16 protein-coding genes are annotated in these 18,581 nt (G+C 66.7%); all 16 read left to right on the top strand.

What is annotated here, in order from left to right; genetic code table 11:
• The first annotated feature begins 4 nt into the window (after window positions 1-4).
• The 16 genes from gatB to ftsZ all read left to right on the top strand — a co-directional run bounded on the left by gatB (window position 5) and on the right by ftsZ (window position 18,476).
• Window positions 5-1,432: an Asp-tRNA(Asn)/Glu-tRNA(Gln) amidotransferase subunit GatB gene (gene gatB, locus Q352_RS0105645; protein WP_028498495.1), complete on the top strand. Its 1,428-nt coding sequence runs from the start codon at window positions 5-7 to the stop codon at window positions 1,430-1,432.
• A gap of 275 nt (window positions 1,433-1,707) precedes the next feature.
• Window positions 1,708-2,154 carry a division/cell wall cluster transcriptional repressor MraZ gene (gene mraZ / locus Q352_RS0105640; RefSeq protein WP_028498494.1) on the top strand — a complete coding sequence of 149 codons (447 nt, stop codon included), beginning with the start codon at window positions 1,708-1,710 and terminating at the stop codon, window positions 2,152-2,154.
• The gene (gene rsmH, locus Q352_RS0105635) at window positions 2,151-3,104 is read left to right on the top strand and encodes a 16S rRNA (cytosine(1402)-N(4))-methyltransferase RsmH (protein ID WP_028498493.1); all 954 of its coding nucleotides are present in this window, start codon (window positions 2,151-2,153) and stop codon (window positions 3,102-3,104) included. The genes mraZ and rsmH overlap by 4 nt, the downstream gene beginning before the upstream one ends.
• Window positions 3,101-3,373 (top strand): cell division protein FtsL, encoded by a 273-nt coding sequence (ftsL, locus tag Q352_RS0105630; RefSeq protein ID WP_028498492.1) that lies wholly within the window; start codon window positions 3,101-3,103, stop codon window positions 3,371-3,373. Before rsmH ends, ftsL begins: the two co-directional genes overlap by 4 nt.
• Entirely contained in the window at window positions 3,370-5,133 is a 1,764-nt protein-coding gene (locus tag Q352_RS0105625) for a peptidoglycan D,D-transpeptidase FtsI family protein (protein ID WP_036385458.1), read from the top strand. The genes ftsL and Q352_RS0105625 overlap by 4 nt, the downstream gene beginning before the upstream one ends.
• Window positions 5,130-6,602: a UDP-N-acetylmuramoyl-L-alanyl-D-glutamate--2,6-diaminopimelate ligase gene (locus Q352_RS0105620; protein WP_028498490.1), complete on the top strand. Its 1,473-nt coding sequence runs from the start codon at window positions 5,130-5,132 to the stop codon at window positions 6,600-6,602. The genes Q352_RS0105625 and Q352_RS0105620 overlap by 4 nt, the downstream gene beginning before the upstream one ends.
• Window positions 6,599-7,963: a UDP-N-acetylmuramoyl-tripeptide--D-alanyl-D-alanine ligase gene (locus Q352_RS0105615; RefSeq protein WP_308417830.1), complete on the top strand. Its 1,365-nt coding sequence runs from the start codon at window positions 6,599-6,601 to the stop codon at window positions 7,961-7,963. Before Q352_RS0105620 ends, Q352_RS0105615 begins: the two co-directional genes overlap by 4 nt.
• A gap of 90 nt (window positions 7,964-8,053) precedes the next feature.
• Window positions 8,054-9,139, top strand: coding sequence for a phospho-N-acetylmuramoyl-pentapeptide-transferase (mraY, locus tag Q352_RS0105610; RefSeq protein ID WP_028498488.1), 1,086 nt, complete (start codon window positions 8,054-8,056; stop codon window positions 9,137-9,139).
• A gap of 5 nt (window positions 9,140-9,144) precedes the next feature.
• Window positions 9,145-10,515 carry a UDP-N-acetylmuramoyl-L-alanine--D-glutamate ligase gene (gene murD / locus Q352_RS0105605; RefSeq protein ID WP_028498487.1) on the top strand — a complete coding sequence of 457 codons (1,371 nt, stop codon included), beginning with the start codon at window positions 9,145-9,147 and terminating at the stop codon, window positions 10,513-10,515.
• 2 nt (window positions 10,516-10,517) lie between these two features.
• Window positions 10,518-11,684, top strand: coding sequence for a putative lipid II flippase FtsW (gene ftsW / locus Q352_RS0105600; protein WP_028498486.1), 1,167 nt, complete (start codon window positions 10,518-10,520; stop codon window positions 11,682-11,684).
• On the top strand, window positions 11,681-12,763 hold the full coding sequence (murG, locus tag Q352_RS0105595) for an undecaprenyldiphospho-muramoylpentapeptide beta-N-acetylglucosaminyltransferase (RefSeq protein WP_199905534.1): 1,083 nt from the start codon (window positions 11,681-11,683) through the stop codon (window positions 12,761-12,763). The genes ftsW and murG overlap by 4 nt, the downstream gene beginning before the upstream one ends.
• A gap of 73 nt (window positions 12,764-12,836) precedes the next feature.
• Entirely contained in the window at window positions 12,837-14,234 is a 1,398-nt protein-coding gene (gene murC, locus Q352_RS0105590; RefSeq protein WP_028498484.1) for a UDP-N-acetylmuramate--L-alanine ligase, read from the top strand.
• On the top strand, window positions 14,234-15,160 hold the full coding sequence (locus Q352_RS0105585) for a D-alanine--D-alanine ligase (protein ID WP_084299885.1): 927 nt from the start codon (window positions 14,234-14,236) through the stop codon (window positions 15,158-15,160). The genes murC and Q352_RS0105585 overlap by 1 nt, the downstream gene beginning before the upstream one ends.
• Entirely contained in the window at window positions 15,150-15,884 is a 735-nt protein-coding gene (locus tag Q352_RS0105580; protein WP_028498482.1) for a cell division protein FtsQ/DivIB, read from the top strand. Before Q352_RS0105585 ends, Q352_RS0105580 begins: the two co-directional genes overlap by 11 nt.
• 62 nt (window positions 15,885-15,946) lie before the next feature.
• Window positions 15,947-17,158 (top strand): cell division protein FtsA, encoded by a 1,212-nt coding sequence (ftsA, locus tag Q352_RS0105575; RefSeq protein ID WP_233495175.1) that lies wholly within the window; start codon window positions 15,947-15,949, stop codon window positions 17,156-17,158.
• A gap of 121 nt (window positions 17,159-17,279) precedes the next feature.
• On the top strand, window positions 17,280-18,476 hold the full coding sequence (gene ftsZ / locus Q352_RS0105570; RefSeq protein WP_028498480.1) for a cell division protein FtsZ: 1,197 nt from the start codon (window positions 17,280-17,282) through the stop codon (window positions 18,474-18,476).
• The last annotated feature ends 105 nt before the right edge of the window (window positions 18,477-18,581 follow it).

Below are 18,581 nucleotides of genomic sequence, written 5' to 3'. Positions count from 1 at the left end.
AGCGATGAAATGGGAAGTCGTCATCGGGCTTGAGGTGCATACGCAGCTCTCGACCCAGTCGAAAATCTTTTCCGGCAGCAGCGTCGCCTTTGGCGCCGAGCCGAACACCCAGGCCAGCGCGGTCGACATCGCGCTGCCGGGCGTGCTGCCGGTGATGAACCGGGCCGCCATGGAAAAGGCCGTGCGCTTCGGGCTGGCCATCGGCGCGAAGATCAATCGCAAGTCGATCTTCGCCCGCAAGAACTACTTCTACCCCGACCTGCCGAAGGGCTACCAGATCAGCCAGTTCGAGCTGCCGATCGTCGAGGGCGGCGAGCTGGTGATCCGGGTCGGTGAGGCGGAAAAGACCGTGCGTCTGACCCGTGCCCACCTTGAGGAAGACGCCGGCAAGTCGCTGCACGAGGCCTTCCAGCACGTGACCGGCATCGACCTGAACCGCGCCGGCACGCCGCTGCTGGAAATCGTGTCCGAGCCGGACATGCGCTCGGCGGCCGAGGCGGTCGCCTATGCGCGGACCCTGCACGGGCTGGTGACCTGGCTCGGCATCTGCGACGGCAACATGCAGGAAGGCAGCTTCCGCGTCGACGCCAACGTGTCGATCCGTCCGTTTGGCCAGGCCGAATTCGGTACCCGGCGCGAGATCAAGAACCTGAACTCGTTCCGCTTCCTCGAACAGGCGATCAATGCCGAAATCCAGTGGCAGATCGATACCATCGAGGACGGCGGGCGCGTCCAGCAGGCCACCGTGCTGTTCGATGCGGACAGTGGCGAAACCCGCGCGATGCGCAGCAAGGAAGACGCGCACGACTACCGCTACTTCCCGGACCCGGACCTGCTGCCGCTCGAAGTGACCGATGCCGACCTCGACGCCGTGCGCGCCGACATGCCGGAACTGCCGGGCGAGATGAAGGCCCGCTTTATCGATGCCTATGGCGTGTCCGCCTACGACGCCGGTGCGCTGACCCAGGATCTGCATACCGCCCGTTATTTCGAGGCGGTGGCGAAGTTGTCCGGACAGGGCAAGCTGGCCGCGAACTGGATCGCCGGTGAAATCGCCGCGCGTCTGAACCGTGAGGAAAAGACGCTGGCCGATGTGCCGGTGTCGGCCGAACGCTTCTCCGGCCTGCTGGTCCGCATTGCCGACAACACGCTGTCGAACAAGCTGGCCAAGCAGGTGTTCGACGCGATGTGGGACGGCGAACTCGATGCCGACGCCATCATCGAACGCGACGGGCTGAAGCAGGTGTCCGATGCCGGCGCGATCGAAAAGCTGGTCGAGGAAGCGATCGCGGCCAACCCGAAGGCGGTCGAGGAATTCCGCGCCGGCAAGGAAAAAGCGCTGAACGCGCTGGCCGGTCAGGTGATGAAGGCCAGTCGCGGCAAGGCAAATCCGGGCCAGGTGCAGGAGATCCTGCGTCAGAAGCTGGCCTGAGGCACTGACCGTTCGTCATTTTCCCGGCAGTCCACAGTACGAGGCCCCTTGCGGGGCCTTTTACTGTTTTTGCCGTGTGGGCGCTGCAGCAAGCCGCTGATTCTTTCCGTTTTTTCCCATTCGGCAAATTCTCTAAGTGCTTGTCCTGCAAGGTGAATCGCGCAGGATGGTCATTGACCGGATTTTGTCGAATCCTTATAGTGGCGGAATGTGGGGGAAAGTGGATTAAAGTGGATTATTCCCCCCAGGGAAAACCAGGAACGCATCGGGCCATCATGTTAGGCGGCGTCAGCACCCTCAGTCTCGACAGCAAAGGTCGCCTTGCCATTCCGGCCAGGCACCGCGAGACCCTGTGCGCCGATTTCGGCGACAGGCTGGTGGTGACGCTCGAATCGCTGAATTGCCTGCTGGTGTATCCGCAGAAAACCTGGCTGCCGGTGGCGGAGAAAATTGCCGCCCTGCCGGCCAACAACCCGGCCGCGCTGCGCTACCAGCGCCTGCTGCTGGGCCACGCCGAAACGCTGGAGATGGACAGTGCCGGCCGCGTGCTGCTGCCGGCCAAACTCCGGCAGATGACCGGGCTGGACAAGAAAGTGGTGCTGGTCGGCATGGGCCGGCGCTTTGAATTGTGGGACGAAGACCGCTGGGACGCCGAGACCATGGCGACCCTGGCATTGCCGCCGGGCGAACTGACCGGCCAATTGGGAGAATTTTCATTGTGAGCACGCCGCTGCAACATATTACCGTGCTGCTTGACGAGGCTGTCGAGGCCCTCGCCGTGCGCGCGGACGGCGTGTATGTGGATTGCACGTTCGGACGCGGGGGACACTCGCGCCTGATCCTGTCCCGGCTCGGGCCCGAAGGCCGGCTGATCGCCTTCGACAAGGACCCGCTGGCCATTGCCGAGGCCGGCCGCATCGATGATCCGCGCCTGACCATCGTCCACGCCGGCTTTGAAACCCTGGCGGACGAGCTGGACCGGCTCGGCGTCGAACGGGTCGACGGCGTGCTGATGGATCTCGGCGTGTCCTCGCCGCAGATCGACGACGCGCAGCGTGGTTTCAGCTTCCGCTTCGACGCACCGCTGGACATGCGCATGGATACCACGCGCGGCCAGACGGCGGCCGACTGGCTGAACAGCGCCAGCGAGGACGATATCCGTCGCGTGATCCGCGAATACGGCGAGGAACGCTTCGCCGCCTCCATTGCCCGTGCCATCGTGCAGAACCGCGCCGACGGCACGCTGCTTCACACCACCCGCGAACTGGCGGCGCTGTGCGCGCGCTGCGTGCGAACGCGCGAACCCGGGCAGGACCCGGCCACGCGAACGTTCCAGGCCATCCGCATCTTCATCAATCGCGAGCTGGACGAACTGGAAGCCGTGCTGCCGCAGGCTGCGGCGCGGCTGTTGCCGGCCGGCCGCCTGGTGGTCATCGCCTTCCATTCGCTGGAAGACCGCATCGTCAAGCAGTTCATGCGCGCCGCGTCGTCGCCGCCCGAACTGCCACGCGGCATGCCGATCCGCGCCGCCGACCTGCCGCAGCCGCCGCTGGCGCTGCTTGGCAAACCGGTGCGCGAGGGCAGCGAACGGCTGGCGGCGAACCCGCGCGCGCGCAGCGCCATCATGCGCGTCGCGTCACGCAACAATGTGCGCTGGGGACCGTCGACATGACCCGGAGCCACCTTCTGCTGCTGGTCGTGCTGATCGGTTGTGCCCTGTCGGTCATCACCTGCCGGTTCGAATCGCGCAAGCGGTATGGCGAACTGCAGAAGGAACAGCGTTTTGCCCACGAGCTTGACGTCGAATACGGCCGCCTGCGGCTGGAACAGGGTACCTGGGCGGCGCATGCGCTGATCGAGCGCCGCGCCACCGACGCGCTCGGCATGCACATGCCGGACACGCGTGAAATCCAGGTCATTACCCTCGGGAGCCGGCCATGACCCGCGTCGGGGCGATCCACACCCCGCGCGGCGGCATTCCGCGCCGGCAGAACCAGAGCCTGCGCCTGCCCGCGTCGCGGGTCAAAATCGTCGGCTGCGTGCTGGGCGTGCTGTTTGGCGCGCTGCTGGCCCGCGCCATCTACCTGCAGGTCATCAAGCAGGACTTCCTGCAGGGGCAGGGCTCGGCCCGCTACAGCCGCACGCTGACGCTGGAAGCCACGCGCGGGATGATTACCGACCGCAACGGCGAACCGCTGGCCATCTCCACCCCGGTACAGTCGATCTGGGCCAGTCCGGCCGACATGGATGCGGTGCCGGTCGAGAAGATCAATGCGCTGGCGCGGCTGCTGGACCTGAAGCCCGAGGACATCGCGCGCAAGTTTGCCGACAAGCGGCGCGAGTTCGTCTACCTGAAACGCCAGATCCGCCCGGAACTGGCGGATGAAGTGGTCAAGCTCGCCATTCCCGGCGTGTCGACCCAGCGCGAATACCGCCGCTACTACCCGGCCGGCGAGATCATGGCCCAGGTGGTCGGCTACACCGGCATGGACGGGCGCGGCCAGGAAGGCATGGAGCTGTCGCGCGACAAGATGCTGGCCGGCCACGCCGGCAGCCGTCACGTGATCAAGGACCGTCGCGGTCATATCGTCGAGGACGTGGCCGCCATCGAGCGCCCGCGTGACGGCCAGACCCTGGCGCTGTCGCTGGACCGCCGCGTCCAGTACCTCGCCTATCGCGAACTGAAGGCCGGCATGGAAGCCAGCGGCGCCAAGGCCGGCGGCATTGTCGTGCTCGACGCGCAGACCGGCGAAACGCTGGCCCTGGTCAACCTGCCGACCTACAACCCGAACAACCGCTGGGACCTGAAACCGGCGGAGATGCGCAACCGCGTGCTCAGCGACCAGTACGAACCGGGCTCGATCATGAAGCCGCTGGTCATCGCCAAGGCTTTCGACGACCACCTGATCCGTGCCGAGCAGGTGTTCGATACCAGGAGCTATACCATCGGCCCGGCGCTGATCAAGGATACCCACCTGTATCCGGAGCTGGACATCGGCGGCATCCTGCAGAAATCGTCGAACGTCGGCGCCAGCAAGATCGCGCTGCTGCTGCAGCAGAAGACCATGTGGCAGTTCTTCAACGACATCGGCTTCGGCCGGCGGCCGCAGACCGGCTTCCCCGGTGAAGCCGCGGGCCATGTGCGGCCGTGGAAAACCTGGCGCCCGATCGAGCAGGCGACGATGGGCTACGGCCACGGCATTTCGGTCAGCCTGATCCAGATGGCGCGTGCCTACACCGTGTTCACCAACGACGGCGAAATGCTGCCGATCTCGTTTACCAAGCTGGATGCGCCGCTGCCGGGCAAGAGCATCATTTCGGCGCAGACGGCGCGCACCATCCGCCACATGATGATCAAGGTCACCGAGCCGGGCGGCACCGCGCCACGCGCGCAGGTGCTCGGCTACCACGTTGCCGGCAAGACCGGCACCGCGCTGAAGCTCGAAGGCGGGCGCTACGTGAAGAAATACGTGGCGTCCTTTGTCGGCTTTGCGCCGGCGACGCGGCCACGGCTGATCGTCGCCGTGATGTTCGATGAGCCCGGCAATGAAAGAGGCATGATTTACGGCGGGATTTCCGCCGCCCCGGTGTTCGCCAAGGTCATGGCGGACGGGTTGCGCATGCTGGGCGTCGAGCCCGATGCGCCGACCAACAACACGCTGTTCCCGGCCGATGTGCCGCTAGTGAAAGAAGAAACATGATTTCCCGCCTCATCAATCTGCCGGAATGGGACCCGGCGCAACTCGATTCGCTGGGACTGCGTCCCGATCGCGTCACGTCCGACAGCCGCCGCGTGCTGCCGGGCGACCTGTTTCTGGCCTTCCGTGGCGAATACGCCGACGGTCGCGACTACATTGCCCAGGCGATTGCCCAGGGCGCCGGCGGCGTGGCCTGGGACCCGGCCGACGGCTTCGCCTGGAACCCTGCATGGGATGTGCCCAACCTGGCCGTGCCCGACCTGCGCGCACGCGCGGGCGTGATCGCCAGCCACCGCCTCGGCGACCCGAGCCGGGCCATGACCGTCATCGGCGTGACCGGCACCAACGGCAAGACCTCGATCACTACCTGGCTGGCCCAGGCGCTGACCCTGAACAATCGCAAGACCGCGCTGATCGGCACGGTCGGCAACGGCTTCTTCGGTGAACTGGCCGACAGCACCCACACCACGCCGGACCCGGTCACCGTGCAGACCTCGCTGGCCGGTTTCCGCCGCCAGGGCGCCAGTGCGGTGGCGATGGAAGTGTCCAGCCACGGGCTGGACCAGCACCGCGTCAACGGCGTCGCCTTCACCACCGCCGTCTTCACCAACCTGACCCGCGACCACCTCGACTACCACGGCACGATGGAAGCGTACGGCGCGGCCAAGGAACGGCTGTTCCACTGGGTCGGGCTGCGTCACGCAATCATCAATGCCGACGATGCGTTCGGTCGCGAGCTTGCCACCCGCGCCGAAGCCGGCCGCGTCATCACCTATGGCATCGACCAGGGCGATGTGCGCACGCGCAAGTTCATCGCCAGCCTGGACGGGCTGCACCTCGACGTGGTCACGCCGTGGGGCGAGGGCCATATCGATTCGCCGCTGCTCGGCCGCTTCAATGCCTCGAACCTGCTCGCCTGCCTGGCGGCGCTGTGCGCCAATGGCGTGGCGCTGGACGAAGCCTGCCGCATTCTCGGCCGCATCCAGCCGGCGCGCGGGCGCATGCAGCGCGTCGGCAGCGGTGACGAGCCGCGGGTGGTGGTCGATTACGCCCACTCGCCGGACGCACTGGAAAAGGCGCTGGGCGCGCTGGCCGTGCTGCGGCCGGCCGGTGGCCGCCTGTTCTGCGTGTTCGGCTGCGGCGGCGATCGCGACCGCGGCAAGCGGCCGATGATGGGGGCCATTGCCGAACAGCTGGCCGATATCACCGTCGTCACCAGCGACAACCCGCGCACCGAAGCCCCGCAGGCGATCATCGACGACATCGTTGCCGGCATGCGTGCGCCGGGCCATGTCGATGCCGACCGCCGCGCCGCCATCCGCTGGGCGGTCAGCAATGCCCGCAGCGGCGACATGATTCTGGTCGCCGGCAAGGGCCACGAGGAATACCAGGACATCAAGGGCGTCAAGCACACGTTCAGCGACGTGCGGGAAGCCGAGGACGCGCTGGCCAGCTGGGGGACGCGGCCATGAGCATGCTGAGCCTGTCCGCCGCCGCCGATGCACTGTATGCCGTGCACACCGGACCGGATGCGGACTTTGCCCGCGTGGTGACCGACAGTCGCCAGGTCCGGCCTGGCGACCTGTTCGTTGCGCTGAAGGGCGAACGTTTCGATGCGCATGACTTCGTCGCCGACGTGCTGGCGGCCGGCGCCGTGGGCGCCGTCGTGCGTTGCGATTTCGAACTCGACGGCGCCTCGCTGATCAAGGTGCCGGATACCCGCATCGCACTCGGCCACCTGGCTGCCCGCTGGCGTCGTGGCTTCGCGCTGCCGCTGGCCGGCATCACCGGCTCGAACGGCAAGACCACGGTCAAGGAAATGCTGCGCGCGATCCTGGTCGCGCAATATGGCGACGCCGCCGTGCTGGCTACCCATGGCAATCTGAACAACGACATCGGCCAGCCGCTGACCCTGCTGCAACTGTCCGCCGACCATCGTGCGGCGGTGATCGAAATGGGCATGAACCACGCTGGCGAACTCAGCTGGCTGTCCGGGCTGGCCCGGCCGCGCGTGGGGCTGGTCAACAACGCGATGCGCGCGCATATCGGCTACTTCGGCAGTGTCGAGGCGGTGGCGCGGGCCAAGGCGGAAATCTACGCCGGCCTGCCGGCGGACGGTGTCGCCGTGCTGAATGCCGACGATCCGCATGCAGATCTGTTCCGGGTTGCGGCCGCCGGCCGCCGCCGGGTCGAGTTCGGCCTGACGCGCGGCGACGTCCATGCCCGCGACCTGGTCGCGCAGGCCGACGGCAGCCGCTTCACGCTGGTGACGGCGCAGGGCGAGGCCGCCGTGACGCTGCACGTACCCGGTGACCATATGGTCGCCAATGCGCTGGCTGCCGCTGCGGTGGCGCTGGCCCTCGGTGCCTCGCTGGCCGATGTCGCGACCGGACTGGATGCCTTTGCCGGCGTCGCCGGCCGGCTGGCGCCGGCCACGGCACTGAACGGTGCCGCCGTGATCGACGACACCTACAACGCCAACCCCGACTCGGTCCATGCCGCGATCCGCGTGCTGGCCGGCTGTGGTGGCGATACCTGGCTGGTATTCGGCGATATCGGCGAACTGGGGGCCGAAGCCCCGGCGCTGCATGCCGAAATCGGCCGCTACGCCCGCGAACACGGCATCCGTCACCTGGTCACCATCGGCGAGCACAGTGCCGGGGCGACGCAGGCGTTCGGTGCCGGTGCCGTGCATGGCGCGGACATCGACGCGGTGCTGCAGGCGCTGGCCGCGACCGGGCGCGGTTCGACCGTGCTGGTCAAGGGCTCGCGCTTCATGAAGCTGGAACGGGTGGTCGCCGCGCTGACCGGAAAGACCGCGACCGGCCACTGAGCCGGCGGCGGAGAACAAGCGGCGACCGGACCACCGGTCGCAAACAGAAAAACAGGGTTCGCCGTACGCGGCGGACACAGGGAGTACGAGTTGTTACTTTGGCTGGCCGACTGGCTCGGGGAATATGTCCGCGCCTTCAATGTTCTCAATTACATCACGCTGCGCGCGGTGCTGGCGAGCCTGACTGCGCTCGGCATCGGGCTGTTCTCCGGCCCCTGGGTCATCCGCAAGCTGACCGAGCTGAAGGTCGGCCAGGCAGTGCGCAGCGACGGTCCGCAGACCCATCTGGTCAAGGCCGGCACGCCGACCATGGGCGGCACGCTGATCCTGATGTCGATCGGCATCACCACCCTGCTGTGGGCGGACCTGTCGAACAAATACGTGTGGCTGCTGCTGGCGGTCATGTTCGGTACCGGCGCCATCGGCTTCTACGACGACTGGCGCAAGGTGGTCTACAAGGACCCGAAGGGCATTTCGGCCCGGGCCAAGATGTTCTGGCAGTCGCTGATCGCCATCGGCGCCGGCGTCTATCTGATCACCACCGCGACGCTGCCGACCTCGACCGAATTCATCGTGCCGTTCTTCAAGAACGTCGTCTATCCGTTCGGGGTGGTCGGCTTCTGCGTTCTCACCTATTTCGTCATCGTCGGCACCTCGAACGCGATCAACCTGACCGACGGCCTCGACGGTCTGGCCGCCATGCCGGTGGTGATGGTGGCCTCGGCGCTGGCGGTGTTCGCCTATGTGGCCGGCCACAGCGGCTTCGCCCATTACCTCGGTCTGCCGCACATTCCGGGCGCGCATGAAGTGGTGGTGTTCTGCGCGGCCATGGCCGGCGCCTGCCTGGCCTTCCTCTGGTACAACGCCTACCCGGCCCAGGTGTTCATGGGCGACGTCGGCGCACTGGCGCTGGGCGCCTCGCTCGGCACGGTGGCGGTGATCGTGCGCCAGGAGATCGTGCTGTTCGTCATGGGCGGACTGTTCGTGATGGAAGCGCTGTCGGTAATGATCCAGGTCGCCAGTTTCAAGCTGACCCGCAAGCGCGTGTTCCTGATGGCGCCGCTGCATCACCACTTCGAACTGAAAGGCTGGAAGGAGACCCAGGTCGTGGTCCGCTTCTGGATCATCACCATGATGCTGGTGCTGGCCGGCCTTTCCACGCTGAAGCTGAGGTAACGGACATGTTTGCGGATCTCGGACTCAAGCAAAAAACGGTCGGTGTGGTCGGCTTCGGCGATACCGGGCTGGCGGCGGCGGCGTTCCTCGCCTCGCGCGTCGGCCGGCTGGTAGTGGCCGACAGCCGCGACACGCTGCCGCATGCCGATGAGCTGCGCGCCGTGGCGCCGGACGCCGACGTGCGCACCGGCGCCTTTGACGCGACCACGTTCGCCGGCTGCGACCTGCTGGTGGTCAGCCCCGGCGTGCCGGTGGCGACGCCGGCCATCGCCGCCTTCACCGGCGAAGTGGTCGGTGATGTCGAGCTGTTCGCCCGCGCCATCCGCCCGCTCGGCAAGCCGGTGATTGCCATCACCGGTTCCAATGGCAAGACCACCGTGACCTCGCTGGTCGGCCATCTGTGCCACGCCACCGGACTGCGGGCCGTGGTGGCCGGCAATATCGGCCTGCCGACCCTGGCGGCGCTGACCGGCATCGAGCGCGAAGGCCGGCTGCCGGACCTGTTTGTGCTCGAACTGTCGAGTTTCCAGCTGGAGACCACCCGCTCGCTGGATGCGGTCGCTGCCACGGTGCTGAACATTTCCGAAGACCACCTGAACCGCTATCGCGACCTGCTGGCCTATGCCGACAGCAAGGCTGCGGTTTTCAACGGGGCGGGCGTCCAGGTGCTGAATGCCGACGACGTGTTCGTCCGCGCCATGGCCCGCCCGGATCGCCGCCACGTCACCTTCTCGCTGCGCGACCCGTCCGCCGACTACGCACTGGTCGAACGCGATGGTCGTCACTGGCTGCAGGCCGGTGGCGTCCCGCTGCTGGCGGCCGACGAGATGCAACTGGTCGGCCTGCACAACGCGGCCAATGCGCTGGCGGCGCTGGCACTGGCCGAAGCGGCCGGCATGCCGCGCGCCGGACTGGTCGCCGGACTGAAAACCTTCCGTGGCCTGCCGCACCGGGTCGAACACGTACTGGCCCATGGTGGCGTCGATTTCATCGATGACTCCAAGGGCACCAATGTCGGTGCGACCGAGGCCGCCCTCAACGGCATGACCCGGCCGGTGGTGCTGATCGCCGGCGGTGACGGCAAGGGACAGGACTTTGCGCCGCTGAAGCCGGCCATCGCCCGCATCGCCCGCGCCGTGGTGCTGATCGGTCGCGACGCGGCGCAGATCCGCGGCGCGCTGGATGGCATTGCGCAGCCGGTCATTGATTGCGCCACGCTGGAAGACGCCACCCGCGAGGCCTTTGCGCTGGCGCAGGCCGGCGACGTGGTGCTGCTGTCGCCGGCCTGCGCCAGTTTCGACATGTTCCGCGGCTATGCCCACCGTTCCGAGGTGTTTATCGATGCCGCCCGTGCCATTGCGGCAGGCAGGAGCTGACCGTGCGCTTTGCCTTCGACCGACCCACCCCCGGCGCGCCACGCTTCACCGCGTATGACGAGGCGCTGGTGTGGGTCATCGTCGCGCTGCTGGCCATCGGTCTGGTGATGGTGTATTCGGCGTCGATCGCGTATGCGGAAGCCGATGCCGACACCCACAACCGCTTCTACTACCTGGTCCGGCACAGCATTGCGCTGACGGTCGCGCTGGCCGTGGGCTGGGTCGCCTTCCAGGTGCCGACCGCGATGTGGCAACGCCACGCCAGCCGGCTGTTCATGCTGGCCTTCGTCATGCTGATCCTGGTGCTGGTGCCCGGCATCGGCAAGGTGGTGAACGGCTCGCGGCGCTGGGTATCGCTCGGCATCATGAACCTGCAGCCGTCCGAGATCATGAAACTGGCGGCCTGCCTGTATGCGGCCGACTTCACCACCCGCAAGGCCGACTACATGCACAGCATCACCAAGGGCTTCGTGCCGATGGCGGCGGCAGTGGCGGTGACCGGCATCCTGCTGCTGATGGAGCCCGACTTCGGCGCCTTCGCCGTGGTGGCGGTGATCTCGATGGGCACGCTGTTCCTCGGCGGCATCAACTGGCGCATCTTCGCCGCGCTGATCACCGTTGGCGGCCTCAGCGCCGTTGGCCTGGTGATGAGTTCGCCATACCGGATGGAGCGCGTGGTCGGCTTCCTCGACCCGTGGCAGGACCCGTACGGCAAGGGCTACCAGCTGTCGCACTCGCTGATTGCCTTCGGCCGCGGCGAGTGGTTCGGCGTCGGCCTCGGCAACAGCGTGGAAAAACTGTTTTATCTGCCGGAAGCGCATACCGACTTCCTGATGGCAGTGATTGCCGAGGAATTCGGCTTCGTCGGCATTGCCGTCGTCGTCGGCCTGTTCGCCTGGCTGGTCCGGCGCGCGTTCCACATCGGCATGGAATCGAAAAAACTCGAACGCTTCTTCCAGGCGCTGGTCGCCCAGGCCATCGGCATCTGGATCGGCTGGCAGGCGTTCATCAACGTGGGTGTGAACATGGGCTTGCTGCCGACCAAGGGTCTGACCCTGCCGCTGCTGTCGTATGGCGGCAGCGCGATCCTGGCCAACTGCATCGCGCTGGCGATCCTGCTGCGCATCGACTGGGAAAACCGCTTGCTGATGCGGGGGTACAAGGTATGAGCATGCCGACCGCCCTGATCATGACCGGTGGCACCGGCGGGCATATCTTCCCGGCGCTGGCCGTTGCGGACGAACTGAGCTCGCGCGGCTGGCAGGCGGTATTCCTTGGCGCCGACGGCGGCATGGAAACCCGGCTGGTGCCGTCGCGCGGCTATGCGCTGGAAACCCTGGCCATTCGCGGCGTGCGCGGCAACGGCATCGCGCGCTGGCTGGCGCTGCCGGCCGTGCTCGGCCGCGCGGTCAGCCGCTCGGTGGCGATCCTGCGCCGGCTGCGTCCGGACGTGGTGATCGGCTTTGGCGGTTATACCGGCGCGCCGGGCGGCCTGGCTGCCCGGCTGCTGGGCATTCCGCTGGTGGTGCACGAACAGAATTCGGTCGCCGGGCTGACCAACCGCATGCTGTCGAAGATTGCCAGTCGCACCCTGTTCGCCTTCCCCGGTGCCTTTGCCGGCGAGGCCGGACTGGTCGGCAACCCGGTTCGGGCCGACATCGCCGCCGTTCCCGCTCCCGACACGCGCTTCGATGGCCGCGACGGCCCGCTGCGCCTGCTGGTGGTTGGCGGCAGCCTGGGCGCCCGGGTATTCAATGACACCCTGCCGGCCGCGCTGGCCAGCCTGCCCGTCGCCTCGCGGCCGCAGGTAGTCCACCAGGCCGGGCAGAAGCAGATCGAGGCGCTGCGCCAGAACTATGCGGACGCCGGCGTCGAGGCCGACTGCCGTGCCTTTATCGACGACATGGCCGGCGAGTATGCGCGGGCCGACCTGGTGCTGTGCCGTGCCGGCGCGCTGACCGTGGCCGAGCTGGCCGCCGTGGGCGCGGCCAGCGTGCTGGTGCCGTTTCCGAGTGCGGTCGACGACCACCAGACCGGCAATGCGCGCTTCCTCAGCGAGGCCGGCGCCGGCATCCTGCTGCCGCAGCCGCAGATGACGGTCGAACGGGTCGCCGCGCTGATTTCCGGCCTGACGCGCAGCCAGTGTCTGGACATGGCGCGGGTCGCGCGCGGCAAGGCGAAAACCGATGCTGCCGCCCGTGTGGCGGACATTTGCGCGCAACTGGCGGGCAAAGGATGTAACAAATGACGCCACGCAAAACAGTTTTGGCTCAAAAGCCAGTATCCTTGCGGGTTTTGTGCGGTCTACGCGGAATATCGGGATGAAACACAGAGTCAGACATATCCATTTCGTCGGAATCGGCGGGGTCGGCATGAGCGGCATCGCCGAGGTGCTGCTGACGCTCGGCTATACCGTGTCAGGCTCCGACGTCGCGGCGAATGCCACCACCGAGCGGCTGACGGCTGCCGGCGCGAGCGTGCAGTTCGGCCATGACGCCACCTATGTCGGCGGCGCGGATGTCGTCGTTACCTCCACGGCGGTCAAGGCGGACAACCCGGAAGTGCTGGCGGCGCGTGCCGCAGGCATCCCCATCGTGCCGCGCGCGCTGATGCTGGCCGAGCTGATGCGGATCAAGCAGGGCATCGCCATTGCCGGTACCCACGGCAAGACCACGACCACCAGCCTGGTGGCCAGCGTGCTGGGCCAGGCCGGCATGGACCCGACCTTCGTCATCGGCGGGCGGCTGACCGCCGCCGGCAGCAATGCGCGGCTGGGGTCCGGTGATTTTCTCGTCGCCGAAGCCGACGAGTCGGACGCCTCGTTCCTGTACCTGTCGCCGATCATGGCCGTCGTCACCAATATCGACGCCGACCACATGGACACCTATGGCCACGACTTCGACAAGCTGAAGCAGGCCTTCGTCGACTTTCTGCAGCGGCTGCCGTTCTACGGTCGTGCCGTGGTCTGCGTCGACGACCCGAACGTGCGCGAGATTCTGCCGCGCATCACCAAGCCGATCACCACCTACGGTTTCAGCGAGGACGCCCAGGTGCGGGCCGAGAACGTGGTGGCCGACGGCGGGCGCATGCGCTTTGACGTGCTGTGGGAAAACGGCGAACGCCACCGGCGCACGGTCACGGTCAATCTGCCCGGCCTGCACAATGTGCTCAATGCGCTGGCGGCCATCGCCATCGGGCTGGAGTGCGGCGCGAACATCGACGATATCGCCGACGGACTGGCCGGTTTCTCCGGCGTCGGCCGGCGCTTCCAGCGCTATGGCGAGCTGCGGCTGCCGGATGGCGGCCATGCCACGCTGGTCGACGACTATGGTCACCACCCGGTCGAAATGGCGGCCACGCTGGCCGCGGCGCGCGGTGCCTTCCCCGGCCGCCGGCTGGTGCTGGCGTTCCAGCCGCACCGCTATACGCGGACCCGTGACCTGTTCGAGGACTTCGTCCGCGTGCTGTCGTCGGTCGATGCACTGCTGCTGGCCGATGTCTATCCGGCCGGCGAACAGCCGATCGTTGCCGCCGACGGGCGGGCGCTGAGCCGCGCGGTGCGCGTGGCCGGCAAGGTGGAACCGGTGTTCGTCGAGGCCATCGCCGACATGCCGGGCGCCGTGATGACGCATGTGCGTGATGGCGACGTGGTGATGACGATGGGCGCCGGCTCGATCGGCCAGGTGCCGGGCAAGCTGGCGGCGAAGCAGGAACAATGATGACGCGCGATATGAACAGGCATTTCGGCAAAGTGGCGGTGTTGCTCGGCGGGACCTCGTCCGAGCGTGAAGTGTCGCTGATGAGCGGCAGCGGGGTGCTGGCCGCGCTGCTGCACCACGGTGTGGACGCGCAGGCGTTCGACCCGGCGGAAAAACCGCTGCAGGCGCTGAAGGACGAAGGCTTCGACCGGGTGTTCATCGCCCTGCACGGCCCGTTCGGCGAGGATGGCACGCTGCAGGGCGCGCTGGAGACGCTGGGCATCCCGTATACCGGCTGTGGCGTGATGGCTTCGGCCATCGGCATGGACAAATGGCGCTCGAAGCTGGTCTGGAAGGCCGCCGGCCTGCCGATCCCGGCATTCGAATTGCTGGACGACGACAGCGACTTCGCCGCCATCGAACGCAAGCTGGGCCTGCCGCTGTTCGTCAAGCCGGCCTGTGAGGGGTCGAGCATCGGCGTGGCCAAGGTGGTCGAGGCCGGCACGCTGGAAGCGGCCTACCGCGAAGCGCGCCAGTACGATCGCCTGGTGCTGGCGGAAAAATTCATTGGTGGCGGCGAGTACACCGTCTCCATTCTCAACGACAAGGCGTTGCCGGCGATCAAGATCGAGCCGGCGACCGAGTTTTACGACTACCAGGCCAAGTACTTCCGTGACGACACGGTGTACCGCTGCCCGGCCGGGCTCAGCGACGCGCGCGAAGCGGAAATGCGCCGGCTGGCCGAGCAGGGGTTCGCCGTGCTGGGCGGGCAGGGCTGGGGACGGATCGACTTCCTCGTCGACGAGGCCGGCGAGCCGTACCTGCTGGAAATCAATACCTCGCCGGGCATGACCACGCATTCGCTGGTGCCGATGGCGGCGCGGGTGGCCGGGCTGTCCTACGAGGACCTGTGTGTGCAGGTTCTGGATACGGCCCATGTGGGATAACCACAAGGCCCTCAACAGCTTCGCCAGTTTCCTGTTTGGCGCGGCGCTATTGATGAGCCTTGTGGCGGGCGGGTACTGGATCGCCCATTCGAGCTATTTTCCGGTGCGGAAGATCCGCATCGACGGGGCGCTGAAGCATGTGACCCCGGAGCAGTTGCGGTTGGTGGCCGAGTCGGAGCTGAAGGGCACGTTCTTTACCCTGAATCTCGATGCGACCCGGGAAGCGTTTGAAAAGCTGCCGTGGGTGCGGCGTGCGGTGGTGCGGCGGCAATGGCCCGATCAGCTGGAAATCGTGATCGACGAGCACCGCGCGGTGGCCCGCTGGGGCGAGAGCGGTCTGCTGTCGTCGCAGGGCGAGTGGTTCGATGCCGCATCGAGCGAGGCGCTGCCGATGGTCGAAGGACCGGCCGGCAGCGAGAAGGACCTGGTCAGGGCGCTGGCCGATGCCGGCCGGCTGCTGGCGCCGGCCTCGCTGCGGGTGGCCGGGCTGAAGCTGTCGGAGCGGCGGGCGTGGGATGTGATGCTGAGCAATGGCGTCCAGCTCCGGCTGGGGCACGATGATGTCGAGGGCCGGATGGCGAGGTTTGTCGCGGTGTGGCAGCAGGAGCTGGTCAAGCTGCCGTACCGCATTGAATACGTGGACTTGCGGTATCCGAACGGATTTGCGGTCCGGATGCCGGACTACAAGCCGGGAAATGTGCTGCCGAGAAAACCGGCGGCCTGAATGAAACCGAATACGCATACCGGGTGGAGCGATTGGTGAGCAAAACAAGGGACACGAAACAGATGCTGGTCGGCCTGGATATCGGCACGTCGAAGATCGTGGCCATCGTGGCCGAGGTCACCGACGAGGGCGGCATCAATATTGTCGGCATGGGCAATACGCCGTCGCGCGGTCTGCGCAAGGGCATGGTGGTCAATATCGAGGCGACGGTCAAAGCCATCGAGGCTGCCGTGCGCGAGGCCGAACTGATGGCCGACTGCAAGATCAACGAGGTGTACACCGGCATTGCCGGCAGTCACATCAAGAGCGTGAATTCGCACGGCATGGTGGCGATCCGCGAGCGCGAGGTCACCCAGGCCGATATCGACCGCGTGATCGAGACTGCCCGCGCCGTGACCATTCCGCCGGACCACCAGGTGCTGCACATCCTGACCCAGGAATTCTGCATTGACGGCCAGGAAGACGTGCGCGAACCGCTGGGCATGTCCGGCGTCCGGCTGGAGGCGCGGGTCCATATCGTGACCGGCGCGGTCAGCGCGGCGCAGAACATCGCCAAGTGCGTGCGCCGTTGCGGGCTGGAAGTCAGCGACCTGATCCTGCAGCCGCTGGCCAGTGCCCAGGCAGTGCTGACCGAGGACGAGAAGGATCTCGGCGTCTGCCTGATCGACATCGGCGGCGGCACGACCGACATCGCCGTGCTGCGGGGCGGCGCGATCCGTCACACGGCCGTCATTCCGATCGCCGGCGACCAGATCACCAACGACATCGCCATGGCGCTGCGCACGCCGACCAAGGACGCCGAGGACATCAAGATCCAGCACGGCGTCGGGCTGGCCCGCATGGCCGACGCGTCGCAGATGCTGGACGTGCCGGGCGTCGGCGAACGCGGACCGCGCCAGCTGTCGCGCGCGACGCTGGCCGAGGTCATCGAGCCGCGGGTCGAGGAACTGTTCCAGCTGGTGCAGCAGGAACTCAAGCGTGCCGGTTTCGACGGCATGCTGAGCTCGGGCATCGTGCTGACCGGTGGCTCCAGCCAGATGCCGGGCGTCAGCGAGCTGGCCGAGGAAGTGTTCCACATGCCGGTGCGCGTCGGCGCGCCGCAGTACTATGCCGGCCTGGCCGAGGTCGTGCGCAAGCCGGCCTACTCGACCGCCGTCGGCCTGCTGCTGCTGGGCAAGGAGCGCGAGCACAAGGTATTGATGCCGAAGAACGACGGCGGTTCGATCACGTCGGTGTTCAGCAAGATGAAGGCGTGGTTCGGCAGCAACTTCTGACCGGACCCGAAACGGGATTGCGCCGTCCACCCGGGTGGACGGCCAAAGGAGTGCGACGGCAGGGCGTTGCCGTCGCGGATACAGGGCACATCGCCAGGGTGTTTTTTACGAGGAGAGAACCATGAGCGTTATGGTTTATGAAATGCTGCAGGACGCGCCGGCCCAACAGGCCGTCATCAAGGTGATCGGTGTCGGCGGCGGTGGCTGCAACGCGGTCAACAACATGATCGATGCCGGGATGAAGGGCGTCGAGTTCGTCGCTGCCAACACCGATGCCGATTCGCTGGCGCAGAACCGCGCCCCGACCCGCATCCAGCTCGGCCAGACGCTGACCAAGGGCCTTGGCGCCGGTTCCAAGCCGGAAGTCGGCCGCAATTCGGCGCTGGAAGACCGTGAGCGCATCGGCGACGTGCTGAAGGGTTGCGACATGGTGTTCATCGCCGCCGGCATGGGCGGCGGCACCGGTACCGGTGCCGCACCGGTGGTGGCCGAAGTCGCGCGCGAACTCGGCGTGCTGACCGTGGCGGTCGTCACCCGTCCGTTCGTGTTCGAAGGTGGCAAGCGCCTGGCGGTATCGGTGCAGGGCGTTGACGACCTGAAGAAGAACGTCGACTCGCTGATCGTGATCCCGAACCAGAAGCTGATGGAAGTGCTCGGCGACGACGTCACCATGCGTGAAGCGTTCCGTGCCGCCGACGACGTGCTGAAGGGCGCTGTCGCCGGTGTGGCCGAAGTGATCACCACCCCGGGCTTCGTCAACGTCGACTTTGCCGACGTGCGTACGGTGATGAGCCTCAACGGCATGGCCATGATGGGGACCGCCAGCGCATCCGGCATAGACCGCGCCCGCGTGGCCGCCGAACAGGCCGTGGCCAGCCCGCTGCTCGATGACGTGACCCTGATCGGCGCCAAGGGCCTGCTGGTCAACATCTCGACCGCGCCGGGTTGCCTGCGCATGCGCGAGTACAGCGAAATCATGGAAATCATCACCCAGCTCGCCGATGGCGACGCCGACATGAAGTTCGGCACTGCCGAAGTCGAAGGCATGCCGGATGACGAAATCCGCGTGACGCTGATCGCCACCGGCCTGTCGCCGAACAGCAAGAAGAATGCGGCCCGTGACGAACGTCCCGACTACCTGAAGGTCGTACGTACCGGTACCGATGACATGCCGTTCGAAGTGCCGGCTGCCGAAAACGACGTGTCCGGCTTCCTGAAGTCCGGCCGCCGCGCCGTGACCACCGGTGCCGATTTTGCCAACCCGGCAGTAATGGACAACTACGACATCCCGGCCTTCCTGCGCAAGCAGGCAGACTGATAGCAGTTTGCTATCGCCGGTATCAGTGCAAGTCATCAGCGCAATGAGTGCGCTGTGCTACGCTGACGCCGTCAATACGCAGTACAGGAAGTTTGGATAACCATG

Source organism: Microvirgula aerodenitrificans DSM 15089, assembly GCF_000620105.1.
Lineage (GTDB): Bacteria > Pseudomonadota > Gammaproteobacteria > Burkholderiales > Aquaspirillaceae > Microvirgula > Microvirgula aerodenitrificans.
The sequence above is the reverse complement of the archived record's forward strand: the minus strand, read 5'-3'. Positions and strand labels throughout refer to the sequence as shown.